Raw genomic sequence first — 14,907 nt, forward strand, 5'->3', positions numbered from 1 at the left:
GACTGCGAGAGCTATCCGAGCGTGCCGTCGATTTCGAGTGCAGTGACCTCGCCGCCCTGGCGCACAACTCTGGTCCGCTGTTCGATGTCGGCTGACGCTTCGGCGGTCACCCGTCCAACCTTGACTGCCCGGGCCACCCCGTCTTCCTCGACTTCGTCAAGGAACTGCCTGACCCTCACGCCCGGTGCAGAACGCCGTTCGCCCGTGAAGGACAGAGGCTGCCCGTAGATCGCCTCCAGGTCGTCGCGCAGTTCACTCATCGCTTGCAGCAGGTGCTCGTCATCGTGTCGAATCAGAGCGGGGTTGCGGTGGTAGACGGCCAATTCCCGGGCCACAGCTTCCAGCCGGCGAATCCGCTGCTCGGTCAGCTCCTCGTCGTGGATGAGCAGGGGAGCTTCCGGTTCAACCAGGACTGGGCAGGTTGCCGGCTCGGTCGAGGCCGCGGTGTCATTTCCGCTACGGCGGTCGAGCACAGCACCGAGGCGGCCAAAGAGAAACGCGAATACCTGAGGCATGGCTGACGTGGCCACTGTCGCGAGCGACAGCTGATCTCCCATTGAATCCCCCGAACGGTGAACTTAGGTCACGGCAAGGCCGCAAGATCCCACAAGGCTACGAGCGTCCAGGAGGCGGAGACAAAGGCGTATTCGCGCCAAACATACAGCTGCCATATTCGGTCAGGTGAATTCATGCCCCCGGAGGCGGCACCAAATTCGCACGGGTGTTCCCGATTTGTGGCGGGAGTCAAGTGCTGAGTCACCTGAGGTTGAAACTCCCCGACGGTGGCACGTCCGGTGGGTGCAATTCGAGAATCGGAACATGGGTAACAACGGTGCAAGCGGTCCTGAATGAATGGCGCAAAGGGCGCATCGTAGCCGCCGACTTGCAGGACGCAGGTCATGGGCAAGAGAGATCGGGATCGGGTGGGTAGCCTTTTGCCCGGAGCCAGGTGTCGAGGGCCAGGGCGACGATGTCTCCGTGGGCGATGTCGGTCTCGGCGTTGTAGCGGCGGATGCGTCGATGGAGCTGGAGGACATCGGGGACGGCGTAGTTGAGTTGTCCGCGTTTCGTGTGCCGGTTGCTGATGATGTCCAGCGTGTCCGGGTGTGGCGTGAGAGCGTCGTCGGTTGGCTGGAACTCAGTGTCCAGAGCGTCGGCGATTTCACGTAGTAGGCGTGCGTGACGGGAGTGATTGGGCACGAGCGCTGCTCCGGTTGATCCTCCTAAGGGCTGTCCCGTAACTGCTGGTCACGGATGAGATGATCTTGTCGTGTCTGGTGTGATCACGGCGTCGGAGCCGTCCTGGATAGCCCCGTTCACCGGGCTGAGCCCGCGTCAGTTCGGCAAGCTAATCACCGCGCTGCGGCGCGAAAGCGCGGATCCGGTCCGCAGGGGCCGCCCGTGGAGCCTGCCTCTGGAGGACCGGGTCCTGCTGGTCGCCGCGTACTGGCGGACCAACCTGACCCTGCGCCAACTGGCGCCGTTGTTCGGGGTGTCCAAGTCCGCGGCCGACCGGATCGTCGATCACCTCGGCCCGGCGCTGGCACTGCAGCCACGTAAACGGTTCCGCCGTGACGCCGTGCTGATCGTTGACGGCACCCTCGTCCCCACTCGCGACCACACGGTCGCCGAGCAGTCGAAGAACTATCGGTACTCGACCAACCACCAGGTCGTCATCGACGCCGATACCCGGCTGGTCGTAGCAGTTGGACGGCCGTTGCCGGGCAACCGCAACGACTGCAAGGCATGGGAGTTGTCCGGCGCGAAGGACGCCGTCGGCCGCGCCACGGTGATCGCGGACGGCGGCTACCGGGGCACCGGCCTGATCATCCCGCACCGCCGCGAACCCGGCCAGACCGAACTCCCCACCTGGAAAGAGGAACACAACACCTCCCACCGCAAGGTCCGTGCCCGCGTCGAGCACGCCTTCGCCCGCATGAAGACCTGGAAGATCCTCCGCGACTGCCGACTCAAGGGCGACGGCGTCCACCACGCCATGCTCGGCATCGCCCGCCTGCACAACCTCACCCTCGCCGGCTGACGCAGAAGCAGGCAGGTCAACAAACACGTCGTAGATCATTTACGGGACAACGCTTAGGCGGATAGCTATCCGCCTATTGGGCTATTGGAATAGTCGGCAGGGAAGGTGGCCGCGCCCTGGCGTGGATGCGGCCACCTTGCGCGCTGCGGTCGTGTTCAGAAGCCGCGGGCGGTGAGCCACTCGTCCAGCGCGACCGAGACGATGTCGCCGATGGGCAGGTGATCGAGTTCGTTGTCCAGCGCGAAGCGCTTGATGCGCTTCTTCAGCTTCAGCGCCGCGGGAACCGACGAGTCGAGGCTCTCGCGCGCGATGATGCGCTGGTTGAGAAGGACGGCAACGTCGGGAACGTCCGAGGGGCGACCGGGCCCGTGCGCATACGGCGTACCCACGCTGGACGCCTCCTGCGATCGAGCGTTCTGTTCCTGGTATCCCGGGCCCTCGGTCCTCACCGGGAACGTCGTGCCGCCTGCCATCGGTGGAACTGCCGGGCGAATGGCCACCTCGGCAGCCGGGACCACAGGCGGGGCTTGCCGCTCCACCGGCTCGCCAGGGGCCCCGGCCCCCGCGTCTGGGGCGACGACGGCCGGGCGAACCGGCTGACTCGTGGCCAGCTCCGACACGAGGCCGCTCTGCGTGACCTCGGCGGTCGGCTGGGTGGAGGGCCGCGCCGCTTCGAGCGCCGTCTCGGTCCGGCCCCGTGCCGACCGCTCGATGGGAACCGTCGAAGGAGCGGGCTGAACCTGCGGCTCGCCTGCAGGGGGACGGCCGTCGCCCTGGGCGGCGGCTTCCTCGGCAGCGAACTGCTCGTGGGTGAGCTCGGCGGCCGGGGGAGGAGGCGGAGGGGTCGTCTTCCTTGCTCCGCCCAAGGCACGACCGCCGGTGCGGCGTGCGGGGGGCTTCATGCGTTCGGTCATGCTGCGGTCAGCTCCTTCATCAGCTTGGCGTACTCGCTCAGCTCGGTCGGGATCTCGCCGAAGGCCTCCATGTAGTGCACCCAGGAGTGGATGGTGGTCTCGGCGAGTGGGAACGCCTCGTCGCGGTCCGGGCCGATGCCCTCGCCCTCGGCGGGGTCGAGGAGCTTGTCCTTCGCGTTGCGAGGCAGGCTGGTGCGGTCGTCGGCCTTGACCATGACGACGTGGGCGGTGACGCCGTGCTCGTTGCGTGCGGCGGCGCGCTCGGCCTCGTCGAAGGTGGCCACGAGTTTGCGGCGCTCGATCTTGGTGGGGGCGACCGGCACGAGCAGCAGGTTCGCCTCGGTAACAGCCTCGTGGAAGATCCGGGCGCTGCCGCCGCCGGCGTCGACCACGATCGCGCCGAACTCGGCGCGCTTGACCCGGATGTACTCGGCGATGTCGTCGAACGGGTACCGCTCGACAACCAGGTTCTCGGGAATCTCGAAGCCGGCGGCCTGGGCGACCTTGAACCAGTCGTAGGCGGACTGACTGGTCGCGTCGGCGTCCAGCAGCAACGTGGGCAGGCCGAGGACGACGGCGTAGTAGAGGGCGATGAACCAGGCCGAGGTGGTCTTGCCGGTGCCGCCCTTGAGCATGCCGACGACGATCACGAACGCGTCCCAGACGTGCTCTGTGGCTGCGGCCATGGTCTTGTGACGGGTGTTCTCGTTCACGTGTGCTTGATCTCCTGAAAGGGGAAGGGGTGTTGTCTCGTGCGGTGCTGATCGGTAGGTGCGTCTGCATGCGGACAGGGGAGGTGCCCGCGCGCCGTGGCTGCAGCCGGGATGGCTTTCGGACAGGTGGCGCAGCTGAGGAATGCGGTGGGCGGAGCGATGAAGAGCTCCGTCTGGTGCGCTCATGGCCGTTCCCCCTCACGGCGAGTAGGGACGTGGTTGTGCTGGGGCCGCATACGGGTGCCTGCTTGGTGCAGGAGCCGGTAGACGGTGGCGACGGAGTAGCTGTGCTCCCTGGCGAGGTCCGGGACCGTGGCACCGGCTTCGTACCGCGCCCGCAGGGACACCGCGAGCTTCCGCCGCTCAGCGGCCCGCGCTGCGGCGCGCATCCGCAGGGTTTCCTGCGTAGCGCGCACGCTGCCGCCGGCCTCGATCAGCAGGCGCCGGGCACCGCGCCTCGTCTCTCCCGCGGCTGCGGCGAGTTCGGTGAGCGTTGCGCCGCGCTGCTCGTACAGGGTGCGCAGGTGAGCCGCGAGACGCTGGCGCGCTTGCGGATCCTGGCGCATTCGGCGGGTCTGCCACGACGTGCGCATCTCGGTCCCGGCGTCGTGTAGCCGGTTGAGGACCGTGCCGTAGGACAGGCCGCTGGCGGTGACCAGTTCGTCGACCGTGGCACCGGACTCGTACTGCTTGCGCAGGCTTTCAGGTGTCACCGCCTCGCTCGCGTCGGAGGTGACCGGGGGACGTGGGTTCATGCGACGGACTCCCATTCGCTGAGGGCTTCGGCATGGGCAGCGGCCAGCTCGTCGTAACTGCGCTGGTCGGCGGGCGTGATGAGGATCAGGCGGCCGTCGGTGGCGACCCGCCAGTCGGCGGCCGAATGTCCCGTGACCGGGTCGAGGACGCGCCCGTCGGGGGCGTGCCACGTGGGCGGGATCTCGTCGGGGCGCGGCACTGGTACCAGGACCTGACGGCCGTCGCGGACGATCACGAGAGCCCTGCTTCGGTGCTCCGAAAGCCGGTCCAGTGCCTCCTGGTAGGCCGCACGCTCCGCCGCGTGCAGTGCCTTGCGCCGGGCCGCGATGCCGCTGGTGCCGTGGTGCTCGGCGACCTTGTCCCAGCCCTGTGCCGGCGCTGCAGTGTGGCCGTTGTCGGCGTCCGGGAGGTGGATACCGAAGCCCTCCAGCGCGCGTGGCGCGAGGGTCCAGGTCTCCCCGGTGTGCTGGACGAGGCCGTGGTCGGCCAGGCGCTTCAGGGTCCGGTAGGTGGTGGCGCGGGAGACCGAGGACGTACCGACGAGCTCGGCAACGGTCTGGTCCGGGCGCAGGTGCAGGGCGCTGATGATCACGAGGGCGGCGCTGCCGAGGGCGTGGTGGGTGAAGGCGTCGTGGCCCATGAGTTGGCCGAGGACGGTGGAGTCGATGTCGGCCGTCGTGGCCGTCTCAGGGGTGGTCCACTCCTCAAGTGCCGGGTCGGGGGGGAACCGAGTGGACCGGAAACGAGACAGCAGAGCGTGGTCGCCGTGACCGGGGATGGTGCCGTCGCCGAGGTACCAGGTGGAGCCCTCCCGGCCATGGCCCACCCGCAGACGCCGCAGCCAGCCACGCGGTCGCAGGACCGTCTCGTAGACGACCCTCAGTGTCGTGCGGGAGACCCCGGCTTCCTCCGCGGTCTGCCGCTCACTGGCGTGGTGCAGCGGGCCGCCCGCGATCTCGGCGAAGTTCAGGTGCGCCCGCAGCACCCGCAGCGCGGTCCGGCCCCGTTCCCCGCGCCACGGTGTCGTTTCGATCCGGTCGCGCAGTGCGGCGAGGACTTCGTACGCCTCGTGCCGGGAACTCAGCGCGATGGTGGTGCTGATTGCGTCCGAGGCGCTGGCCCACACCCGGCGGATGTAGTCCAGGGCGCGGGACTGCCCGGAGCGCAGTGCGATGTTGCGGGCGTGACGTCCGCCTTCGTGCTCGGGGTGCAGCAGGAGCTGCGTCAGCTGGCCGACGGTGCCGCCGGCGCGGGCCACGTGGCAGGCGATGGCCGCCGTGATCCTGTGGCCGTGCTCGGCCGCGCCCTGGCGATCCGCACGCAGGACCACGCTCCGACGGTCGGAGCCGAGCCGGCTGTAACTGCCGGTGGCGTAGCGGCCGGTGAGGTCGCCGAGCAGGACGAGATCGGCCGCGGCGGGAGGCAGCCGGTGAAGACCCAGTCGCTCGCTCGGGTGAATTGGTCGTCGGGGTGAGTCTGCCTGGTGGGTGTGGTGTGGCACTGTGGGGTCGTCTCGCAAGGACGTGGACGCCACCTGGGCCCGCTAAAACCACAGGCGGTGTCCGGAACCGACCTCCAATCGGTGCCAAGCGAAGCCTCCAGGATTGCCGTCCTGGAGGCCTTCGTATGCCTGGCCCCGCATCAGAGGCAGGCGTCCCCATCGCGGCTCGACCGAGATCGATTCGGAGTGTCGCCAGAGGAGTCCAGATCCGTTCGACACCGCCCTGACCTCGGCCGATTCGGGGCCAAACAGAGGGCGATTGCCTCTGACTGGCTCCGAGCAGCTCGGGTCGAACCCGGGTCGAATCAGAGCGGTTTCCTCTGACTGCCTCCGATCGCCTCTGCAACCCGACCTAGCAGGTCACAACCGATCCAGCCCGTAAAGGTGCAGGTCAGAAGGGTGCTCAGGAATACCCGGCGTATAGCCCGACTCGTCTGCCAACAGGGCTCTGACCTGGTCTTATTGCCTGGTCGGGGCCCTTCTCGTGTTTTCGGGCGCTTCTTGCTTCTACCTGAGAGTTCCCTGGAGCTCCGCGCAAGTGTGCACGTGTGCGCACTGGGGCGCGGTGCTGGACGGTGGGCTCGATGAGTACTGGCACCGAGCTCCAGGGGAACTGGGCGAATTCCAGTGATCGTCGCAACACGTAGTCGGTTGATCAGGCAGCGAGCAGTTTAGACGTCGTCTCATTTGGCGAGTCTGCGGTAGCAGATGAGGCTGCAGGCAATGGCGGTGAAGGCCAGGAAGTGTTCGGCCTTGCGTTCGTAGCGGCGGTGCAGACGGCGGCAGCCGCCCAGCCATGACATCGTGCGCTCGATAGTCCAACGGTGTCGGCCGAGTCGCGTGGAGGACTCGATGCCCTTGCGGGCGATGCGGTGCCGGATACCTCGCTTGCGTAGCCATCGGCGCAGGTGGTCGTAGTCGTAGCCTTTGTCCGCGTGCAGCTTGGCCGGCCGGCGTCTGCGCGGGCCGCGGCGGGAGCGGATCGGCGGGATGCCGCGCACCAGCGGCTCGAGTGCCTGGCTGTCATGCAGGTTCGCGCCGGAGATCCCGACCGAGAGGGGTAAACCGGTCCGCTCGGTGATCAAGTGGACCTTCGAGCCCTTCTTGCCCCGGTCTACAGGATTCGGACCTGTCAGGTCCCCCCTTTCAGGGCCCGCATGTTCACCGAGTCGATCGCGCAACGTGACCAGTCCAACTCTCCGCGCGAGCCCAGTTCGTCGAGGATGACGCGGTGCAGCTTCGCCCAGACCCGGGCGGCGGTCCACTCGGTGAAGCGCCGGTGCGCGGTCGGCCCCGAGGGGCCGAAGACCGGCGGCAACTGCCGCCAGGTGCAACCCGTCGTGGCCACGAAGATGATCGCGGCCAGCACCTCACGATCCCCGTACCGCCGCCGACCGCCGCCCTGCGGCCGCGATGGAGCAGGCGGGACCACCCACTGGAACAGTTCCCACAACTCGTCCGGCACCATGCGCTCGACCATCACCACATCGTGCAGACTACCCAGCACTCCAAATGAGACGACGTCTTAGACAGACGCTCGGCTGGGGTTTTCCAGCCGAGCGTCTGTCGTGGGCGATTGTTCAGTTCGACAGGGACGGCGTCGAGGTCCCGGCGGGTGTGGGTGGACAGGTCGCTGCTCTTGGGGAAGTGCTGTCGCAGCAGGCCGTTCGTGTTCTCGCTGGAGCCGCGTTGGCAGGGGCTGGCCGGGTCGCTAAGGGGTGCTTTCAGAAAGCCGGGTGCTTGCGCGCGAGTGTCATGCAGTGGGCGAGTTGAAGGAAGGCGTCGTGCATGTCGTCGCGTACTTCCCAGCGGGTCCGTAGGCGGCGGGGGCCGTGGAGCCAGGCGATGGCGGACTCGGCGACCCACCGGACCCTGCCCAGGCCCGAGCCGTGCGGCTGGCCGCGTCGGGCGATCTTCGGGGTGATACCGCGCTCGCGGAGTCGGCGGCGGTAGACGTCGTAGTCGTAGCCTCGGTCGGCGTATAACGTGCGGGGCTTGCGCCGGGGCCGGCCCCGCTTGCCCCGCACCGGCCCAAGGCTGTCGATCAGTGGCAGAAGCTGGGTGACATCGTGGCGGTGACCGCCGGTCAGCGACACCCGCAGTGGAGTGCCATGGGCGTCGGTCAGCACGTGATGCTTCGAGCCCGGCCGTGCGCGGTCACCGGGCTCGGACCGACTTTTGGGCTGCTTCGCCCCCGCTTGGCCTGCACATGAGAGGCGTCGATCGTGGCGCGGGAGAAGTCGAGACGGTCCGCCGCCCGCAACCCGTCCAGCAGCACCCGCTGGAGCTCCTCCCACACCCCGGCCTCCTGCCACTCGGCCAGCCGCCGCCAGCAGGTAGGACCGGAACCGAACCCCAACTCCTGAGGCAGGAACTCCCACTGGACACCTGTGTACAGGACGAACAGCACACCCTGGAGCGTCTTGCGGTCATCGATCCGCTTGCGCCCCGGGTACCGGAACCGCCGCTCATGCTTCGGCAACAGCGGCTCGATCACCGCCCACAACTCGTCACTGACCTCCCACGGCTTCCGCCGCGCCATGGTCACACCCCACAAAAGACGGGATCACGTACATCTCCACCGTGCCACAACACGATCTTTCTGCAAGGACCCCTAAGTAGACCGGGACATTCGTAGCGATGGTGAACTCGTAGTTGTCGGCCATCTCGGAGCCCTGATCCCAGGTCAGGGACTGCTTCAGATGCGGCGGCAGGGCTTGCACGGTTGCCTGGAGGATGTCGCGGACGCTGACGGCTGTGTGGTCGGCGGGTCGATGGATGAGCATGCCGAAGCGGGTGCTGCGTTCGACCAGCATTCCGATGGCGGAGCCGTTCTTCCTGCTGACTGACGATCAGGTCGTCCAGCCAGTGGTCGGGAACGGCCCGGTCAGCGGCCTCGGCCGGGGACCTTTGCTGATCATGACCATGGGCTGCGAGAAGCGCTTTTGGCGCTGGAGTCGCTGATGGGTCTGGCGATGGGGTCTGCGAAGAGCCGGTCGTCGCCGGCGAAGGCGTGCACCTCGCCTGCCAGGACAGCCCTAACGCTGCCCAGCAGGTGGGCGTGGTCCGTCTTCGGGGTTGGAGCCACTGGGCGTGTGTGGACGCGGGGCGCCATTTTGTTGAGCAGCGTTGCCTTGAGCGGGATACAGGTAGAGCACTGAGGTGCCCTCCCGTCCTGTGTCGATTTGTGCCGCCAACTCGCCAACCGCTGGCTTTAGTTGTGTGAAAATCTGACTGCCATGTGGCATGGTCATGGGCTCAGTCGATCGTTTGGGATCGGCGCAGAGGTAGGCGGTCACGGAGGAAGGCACTTGGCGAGGCACGAGGACAGCCGTAAGGGCGACGATCCTGCTCCCCTCCACGATCCCTCGCGGACATCCTCGTTCGTGATGGTCCACGTAGGCCAAGCGTCCGGAACCCAGCGCAATCTGCAGTACGGGATCGAAACTCGGTCGTGGGGGTTCCCTGTATGGAGGCCCGAGTACCGGTCCGCGCGCCCGCGCTTCGCCGTGCTGGCCACGGGAGTGGGTCCGCGCGTACAACTCGACGTATGGAGTACCAAGAAGATCACTCTGTACCTGTTCGAAGTACGTGAGAACTTCTACGAGGCAGAGGCCCCTCACTGGCCGGACGAGGAAGCCGAGAACGCCATCAAGTACCCGGTGCGCTTCGGCATCGAGCCGTTGGCTGTACTCCACGACGTCCGTCTCGATGAGGACGGGCCGCTTGGAATGGCCGCCAGTGACGCCATACGTGTTTCGGGGACTCAACGAGGCATAGGCATGGTCGTCGACATGGATCCGCAGCCGTTGCTCGATGCGGCAGGGATCCCAGCGAACTGGTCCGAACGGCAGACGGTGGCCCTGAACCGCACGCCCGGCTTCACCGCGGAGCAGGTGAAGCCGCCCAAGCCACCGAAGCGGCCCTCCAGTGGAGCGGGCTTCGTTTCCGACCCCAAGAAGCGCAAGGCCATCGAACTGCACGCGGAGGACATGGCAGTCGCTCACTACGAGGGGGAGGGCTGGACGGTCGAACGCCTTGGCAAGCCGTACGACCTCCACTGCACCCGTGACAGGGAAGAGCGTCGCGTAGAGGTGAAGGGCACAACGGGAGCGGCCACGAGCGTCGACCTGACGATCAACGAGGTCGAGCATGCCCGGGACCCGCAGAACACCGTGGACCTATTTGTGGTCAGTGACATCAAGGTGGACTTGCGGACCGACAACTACACAGCGAGTGGCGGCAGGGTGTTGCACCTCTATGACTGGGCGCCGGCTGAGGAGGACCTGAGGCCGCGGAGCTTCGAGTACCGCCTACCGCTCGCCTGACTGCCCAGATGCACTTCAGGGGTTCCGGGAGCAAGCCCCCGCTAGCCCCTTGCCTTCGAGTCCACCGCCCTTACGGAGATCTTCCGTGCCTCTTCTTCGCATGTCCGCACGCGCACTGTTCGATCAGTGCAGTGACGGAGCCCTCTCTGAGCGGCTCGCCCAGAAGTACCGCTCCGTGCTCTTCCAGAACCCGTCGCCCAGTGAACGCCGCTCGTGGGAGAACAGTATCCCGGCCCTGGCAGAGGTTCTGTGCGATGCAGGGCTTGATGACATCGAGGTGCTGATAGAGCACCGATTACCCCTCACCAGCCTTCGCGCAGACATTATCCTTGCTGGCTCCCACCCCGCGACGGGCAGACCGTCCTACGTCATCGTCGAACTCAAGCAGTGGAGCGAAGCGCGCCTCGTTCCTGGCACTGACAATTTATGTCTAGTAGCGAGAATGGGCAATCGACCGGCTCTACATCCCGTGGCCCAGGTGCGCCGCTACTGCGACTACCTGCAGGATTTCACCAATGTGCTGAGCGATCAGGAGGGCGCCGTCGCGGGCGTGGCCTATCTGCACTACGCAGCCGATCAAGATGTCAGTGAACTGTTAAGATTACCCGACGCAAAGGCGCAACTCTTCACGGATGCATCCCGCGGAGAACTTATTAAGTATCTACAGACCCGCCTTTCTGCCCTGGATGGTTCGGTAGAGGGTGATTATCTCCTAGATAGCCCCCGTGCTCCCGGCCGTCAACTAATGCGTGCCGCTGCTGCCGAGATAATCGACGGCGGTGAGTTCCTCCTGATGGATGAGCAAGAGGTAGCAGCGCGTTTGGTGAAGCGGGCGGCGGATCTGTCGCGACAGTCGGACCAAAAGGAAGTCATAGTGATATCCGGGGGTCCTGGTTCGGGTAAGAGCATTATTGCGCTGCACCTGATGGGACACCTCGGGAGGAACGGGCGAAGCGTTGTCCACGCCACCGGGTCCAAGTCCTTCACTACCACTCTTCGGCATGTCGTCGGCACTAAGAACGGCCGAATTCCAAAGCTCTTCCGTTATTTCTTCGACTTCACAAGTGCTGAACGAAACGGGCTGGACGTCTTGATCTGTGATGAAGCCCACCGTATTCGCCAGCGGTCGTCGAGGCAGGGCGCGCACGCCGGGCATCAGAGCGGTCGAAGCCAAGTGGAGGAACTCATCGACGCAGCCAGGGTCCCCGTCTTCCTGATCGACGAGCATCAGGTCGTGAGGCCCGGGGAGATGGGAAGTGTCGAGACCATCGACGAGGCTGCTCACGCGCGCGGGTGCATTGTTCGCCATGTCGATCTCAACAGCCAGTTCCGGTGCGGCGGGAGCCGTGCCTACGAACATTGGGTCCTCCGTCTCCTCGGCCTTGAGCCCGGTGGTCCGATTCAGTGGCAGCCCGAGGAAGATTTCGAGTTACTCGTCGCCGAATCGCCCCAAGGGATGGAGAGCTACCTACGTGGCCAGCAGGAAGCCGGCTACACCTCTCGCATGACGGCAGGATTCTGCTGGCAGTGGAGCGATCCGTGGATTGACGGCAGCCTCGTCGACGACGTGGTTATTGGGGAATGGCGCAGGCCCTGGAACCTTAGAAGTGAGCAACCAGTCGGAGGGGCACCCGTTTCTTCGCTGTGGGCCACTGATCCGTCAGGCTTCGGGCAGATCGGGTGCATTTACACGGCCCAAGGATTCGAGTACGCCTGGAACGGAATGATCTTCGGTCCCGACCTGGTGTGGCGCGGGAATGAGTGGCGTGCTGCTCCTAGAGAGAGCAAGGACCACGCCGTGAAAAAGGCGGAGCCAGAAGCCTTCGGACGCCTTATTCGAAATACCTACAAAGTGCTACTCACGCGGGGGATGGTCGGTACCGTACTCTACTCAACCGATCCCGAGACTCAGGCCATGCTGGCTAGCCTGGTCCCGACTGGGATAAAGCAGGGCCCATGAGTGGGTGACCTTCGCCTTCCACTTGGTTCGCCGGTGCCCCCAAGGAGCCGAGCGAGGCCTACCTGCGCATAGTCCCGGCACGCGGCAAGCGCGAGTTGGCGGTCGGCTTCGGCGGAGGCCGTGACGAAGTCCTTCGTGGTCGAGACGACCATGCGGTAATTACGGGGTTCCAAGGGCGGCTGCCTGCGCGGTGTGATGGGTGGGCGGTTTGAATCGCCGAGTACGCCGCGCTGCGGTTCGCTTGCAGCGCGCCGGTGGGGGTGCTCAGGCGGGGTGCGTGGGGGTTCTGGCCGGGGGCGAGAATGGGCGGGTAGGGGTATTGGATTGTTGATCCTCGGCCATGAGGTCGTAGATGTCGAGGATCAGGGTCATGACTCGGTGGGTGCCGTGGGCGGTTTCGTCTTCCCGCTTTACGGTTGACAACTTCCCATGGCATAGCCGGCTTCGGGGCGGTCGAGTTTCGGCGCCGAGCAGTTCGGGACGGGTGTCGTTCCAGCGGAACGAGGGCAGTCGCCCAGGTCACGGGTGTAATCGGCCGTGTCAGGCGCGGTGTGGATGTGATACGCGCCCCGCAGACCGCCGACCCGTGGGTCCGGCCGGTCATCGCCGTCCACACCCGACCCCCGTCACGCCCGCTTGCCGAAGACCTCCGCCGCCCCTGGGAGCTGCCCAGCCAGCCCGATGGGTTCCGCTTTCCCAAGCGTGACTGTGCGGTAGACACCTCGTTCGGGCGTGGGGCGGTCCCCGCCCCGACGAGGCCGCTGCCGGATCGAAGGAAGCTGAGCCGACCGGGTGCCGGGAAGCTGGGCCTTTCCGCCATCATCGGGGCATGCAAAAGCTTGAGGCGCATGAGATGCCCCTGCACAAGGTGTTCAGCAGTGACTACGACTTTCAGATCCCCGACTACCAGCGCCCCTACGCGTGGCAGGAGGAGCAGGCGCTTCAACTGCTGACAGACCTGCAGGAAGCCCTGGACCGAGCGACGGACGAACCGTACTTCCTCGGATCTGTCGTGCTCGTCAAGAACGGAGGAGTTCCGAGGGCGGACGTCATCGACGGCCAGCAGCGCCTCACGACCCTGACCATCCTCCTGTCGGTCCTGCGTGATCTCACCGAGGATCCGGAACTGCGCAGCGACCTCGACAGGCTGGTGATGGAGCCGGGCGCCAAGATCCGTGGGCTCGCGCCGAGACCGCGGCTCACCCTGCGGAGTCGCGACGCGGACTTCTTCGGGAAGTACGTGCAGACGAAAGACGCGGTAGGCACTCTGCTGATGCTCAAGGAGGACGCCCTGCGCACCGATGCGCAGAAGGCCATCCTCCGCAACGCGGCAGTCCTGCATCGCAGCCTCTCGGCTTCGCCTGAGGAGGACCGGCTGAAGCTGGCTCAGATGCTCGCCGAGCGGACGTTTCTGGTCGTCGTCAGTACCCCCGACCTCGACAGCGCACATCGGATCTTCAGTGTCATGAACTCCCGGGGGCTGGACCTGTCCCCGACCGACATCTTCAAGTCACGCATAATCGGTGATCTCGGACCGGAGGCGTCCGACGAGTGCGCCACCGTCTGGGAGGACGCCGAGGAGATGCTCGGGCGCGACGACTTCGCCGAGCTCTTCCTCCACCTGCGGATGATCTTCGCCAAGAAGCGCGCTGAACAGGAGCTGCTCAAGGAATTCCCGGAGCAGGTGCTCAGCCACTACCTTCCCGGCAAGGCCGAGGTCTTCGTCCACGATGTCGTCCGGCCGTACGCCGACGCGTACGCCAGGATCCGGGAGGCACGTTACGAGTCCGCATCGGGCGCGGACGCGGTCAACGCCTGGTTCCGGAGGCTCCAGCAAGTCGACAACAACGACTGGCGGCCCGCCGCTCTCTGGGCGCTGCGCCACCACGAGCACGATCCGGCCTGGCTCGACGCGTTCATGCGGGCGCTGGAGCGGCTGTCGGCAAGTCTGTTCATCCGCCGCGAATACACCACTCCTCGGGTCAGACGCTATGCCGAACTGCTCCGGCAACTCGATGAAGGACAGGGTCTCGATTCCCCCGCACTCGAGCTGACGGACGACGAGAAGGCGGGCACCCGCGCCAGGCTCGACGGCGATCTCTATCTCGTCGGCAAGATCCGCAAGTACGTGCTCCTTCGGCTCGATGAGTTGCTGGCGCGTGGGCAGGGGGTGACCTACAACCATGGGCTCATCACCGTCGAGCATGTTCTGCCGCAGAACCCAAGTTCCGGGTCGCGGTGGACCGCCTTGTTCGACGAGGAGCAGCGCGCCCGGTGGACGCATCGCCTGGGCAACCTGGTCCTGCTGAACCGTGCGAAGAACTCGGCCGCCCAGAACTACGACTTTGCCGAGAAGAAGGTCAAGTACTTCACCGGCCGCGGGGGCGTGGTCCCCTTCGCGCTGACGAGCCAGGTGCTGCAGCATGCCGAGTGGACCCCCGGGCTGCTGGGGACGAGGCAGGACGAACTGGTCGGCGTGCTCGCTGAGGAGTGGCGTCTGTAGGCGCGGGGCCGGAGACTTCGCGTTCCCCTGCTTGCCGCTCCCAGTAATTTCCAAACAATTCCAATGACTTCCATTCTTGTGGGTGTCTGGGCTATGGTCATCCCCAGCTCGCGCCCCACACGTCACGCCGACGCTTCTGTGCGGCCCGTGACCATCACGCTGCGCTGCCTCCGTACGTCTGTCCGACCGCT

At 66.1% G+C, this 14,907-nt stretch carries 12 protein-coding genes and 2 pseudogenes; 4 read left to right on the forward strand and 10 right to left on the reverse strand.

Features of this window, described 5'->3' with window-relative positions; all coding sequences use genetic code 11:
- Nucleotides 1-11: 11 nt before the first annotated feature.
- A complete protein-coding gene (locus SGFS_RS40260; RefSeq protein ID WP_286257208.1) occupies nucleotides 12-557 on the reverse strand; it encodes a hypothetical protein in 546 nt (181 codons plus the stop codon).
- Nucleotides 558-897: 340 nt separating this feature from the next.
- Nucleotides 898-1,200 (reverse strand): hypothetical protein, encoded by a 303-nt coding sequence (locus SGFS_RS40265; protein ID WP_286257209.1) that lies wholly within the window; start codon nucleotides 1,198-1,200, stop codon nucleotides 898-900.
- Nucleotides 1,201-1,270: 70 nt separating this feature from the next.
- Between SGFS_RS40265 and SGFS_RS40270 the strand changes: the two genes are divergently transcribed.
- On the forward strand, nucleotides 1,271-2,041 hold the full coding sequence (locus SGFS_RS40270) for a transposase (RefSeq protein WP_286251627.1): 771 nt from the start codon (nucleotides 1,271-1,273) through the stop codon (nucleotides 2,039-2,041).
- Nucleotides 2,042-2,196: 155 nt separating this feature from the next.
- Here SGFS_RS40270 and SGFS_RS40275 read toward each other — a convergent pair whose 3' ends face one another.
- The 8 genes and pseudogenes from SGFS_RS40275 to SGFS_RS40310 form a co-directional block, all read right to left on the reverse strand.
- Nucleotides 2,197-2,955: a hypothetical protein gene (locus tag SGFS_RS40275; RefSeq protein WP_286257210.1), complete on the reverse strand. Its 759-nt coding sequence runs from the start codon at nucleotides 2,953-2,955 to the stop codon at nucleotides 2,197-2,199.
- Nucleotides 2,952-3,668 carry a ParA family protein gene (locus SGFS_RS40280; protein ID WP_286257211.1) on the reverse strand — a complete coding sequence of 239 codons (717 nt, stop codon included), beginning with the start codon at nucleotides 3,666-3,668 and terminating at the stop codon, nucleotides 2,952-2,954. Before SGFS_RS40280 ends, SGFS_RS40275 begins: the two co-directional genes overlap by 4 nt.
- A gap of 182 nt (nucleotides 3,669-3,850) precedes the next feature.
- Nucleotides 3,851-4,423, reverse strand: coding sequence for a helix-turn-helix domain-containing protein (locus SGFS_RS40285; RefSeq protein WP_286257212.1), 573 nt, complete (start codon nucleotides 4,421-4,423; stop codon nucleotides 3,851-3,853).
- Nucleotides 4,420-5,925 (reverse strand): MarR family winged helix-turn-helix transcriptional regulator, encoded by a 1,506-nt coding sequence (locus tag SGFS_RS40290; protein ID WP_286257213.1) that lies wholly within the window; start codon nucleotides 5,923-5,925, stop codon nucleotides 4,420-4,422. Before SGFS_RS40290 ends, SGFS_RS40285 begins: the two co-directional genes overlap by 4 nt.
- A gap of 683 nt (nucleotides 5,926-6,608) precedes the next feature.
- A protein-coding gene (locus SGFS_RS40295; protein WP_434025902.1) for an IS5 family transposase occupies nucleotides 6,609-7,405 on the reverse strand; the annotation gives its coding sequence in 2 pieces (ribosomal slippage) (nucleotides 6,609-7,067 and nucleotides 7,070-7,405; 795 coding nt in all).
- Nucleotides 7,405-7,635, reverse strand: a pseudogene (locus tag SGFS_RS40300) (transposase); the annotation flags it as partial. The pseudogene SGFS_RS40300 and the gene SGFS_RS40295, both read right to left, overlap by 1 nt.
- 14 nt (nucleotides 7,636-7,649) lie before the next feature.
- Nucleotides 7,650-8,467, reverse strand: a protein-coding gene (locus SGFS_RS40305; protein WP_286257214.1) for an IS5 family transposase whose coding sequence is annotated in 2 segments (ribosomal slippage) — nucleotides 7,650-8,086 and nucleotides 8,086-8,467 — 819 coding nt in all. Because the reading frame shifts where the segments join, the coding sequence is not laid out codon by codon here.
- A gap of 76 nt (nucleotides 8,468-8,543) precedes the next feature.
- Nucleotides 8,544-8,918 (reverse strand): annotated as a pseudogene (locus SGFS_RS40310) (transposase); the annotation flags it as partial.
- A gap of 318 nt (nucleotides 8,919-9,236) precedes the next feature.
- Between SGFS_RS40310 and SGFS_RS40315 the strand changes: the two are divergent.
- The 3 genes from SGFS_RS40315 (at nucleotide 9,237) to SGFS_RS40325 (ending at nucleotide 14,716) form a co-directional block, all read left to right on the forward strand.
- A complete protein-coding gene (locus SGFS_RS40315; protein WP_286257215.1) occupies nucleotides 9,237-10,253 on the forward strand; it encodes a protein NO VEIN domain-containing protein in 1,017 nt (338 codons plus the stop codon).
- 100 nt (nucleotides 10,254-10,353) lie between these two features.
- Nucleotides 10,354-12,213, forward strand: coding sequence for a DUF2075 domain-containing protein (locus SGFS_RS40320; protein WP_286257217.1), 1,860 nt, complete (start codon nucleotides 10,354-10,356; stop codon nucleotides 12,211-12,213).
- 829 nt (nucleotides 12,214-13,042) lie between these two features.
- Nucleotides 13,043-14,716 carry a DUF262 domain-containing protein gene (locus SGFS_RS40325; RefSeq protein ID WP_286257218.1) on the forward strand — a complete coding sequence of 558 codons (1,674 nt, stop codon included), beginning with the start codon at nucleotides 13,043-13,045 and terminating at the stop codon, nucleotides 14,714-14,716.
- Nucleotides 14,717-14,907 lie beyond the last annotated feature (191 nt).

It is taken from the genome of Streptomyces graminofaciens, from assembly GCF_030294945.1.
Lineage (GTDB): Bacteria > Actinomycetota > Actinomycetes > Streptomycetales > Streptomycetaceae > Streptomyces > Streptomyces graminofaciens.

Coding starts and splice junctions, on each gene's coding strand:
- SGFS_RS40260 (WP_286257208.1), bottom strand. CDS start 557: ATGGGAGATCAGCTGTCGCTCGCGACAGTGGCCACGTCAGCCATGCCT.
- SGFS_RS40285 (WP_286257212.1), bottom strand. CDS start 4,423: ATGAACCCACGTCCCCCGGTCACCTCCGACGCGAGCGAGGCGGTGACA.
- SGFS_RS40275 (WP_286257210.1), bottom strand. CDS start 2,955: ATGACCGAACGCATGAAGCCCCCCGCACGCCGCACCGGCGGTCGTGCC.
- SGFS_RS40320 (WP_286257217.1), top strand. CDS start 10,354: ATGTCCGCACGCGCACTGTTCGATCAGTGCAGTGACGGAGCCCTCTCT.
- SGFS_RS40325 (WP_286257218.1), top strand. CDS start 13,043: ATGCAAAAGCTTGAGGCGCATGAGATGCCCCTGCACAAGGTGTTCAGC.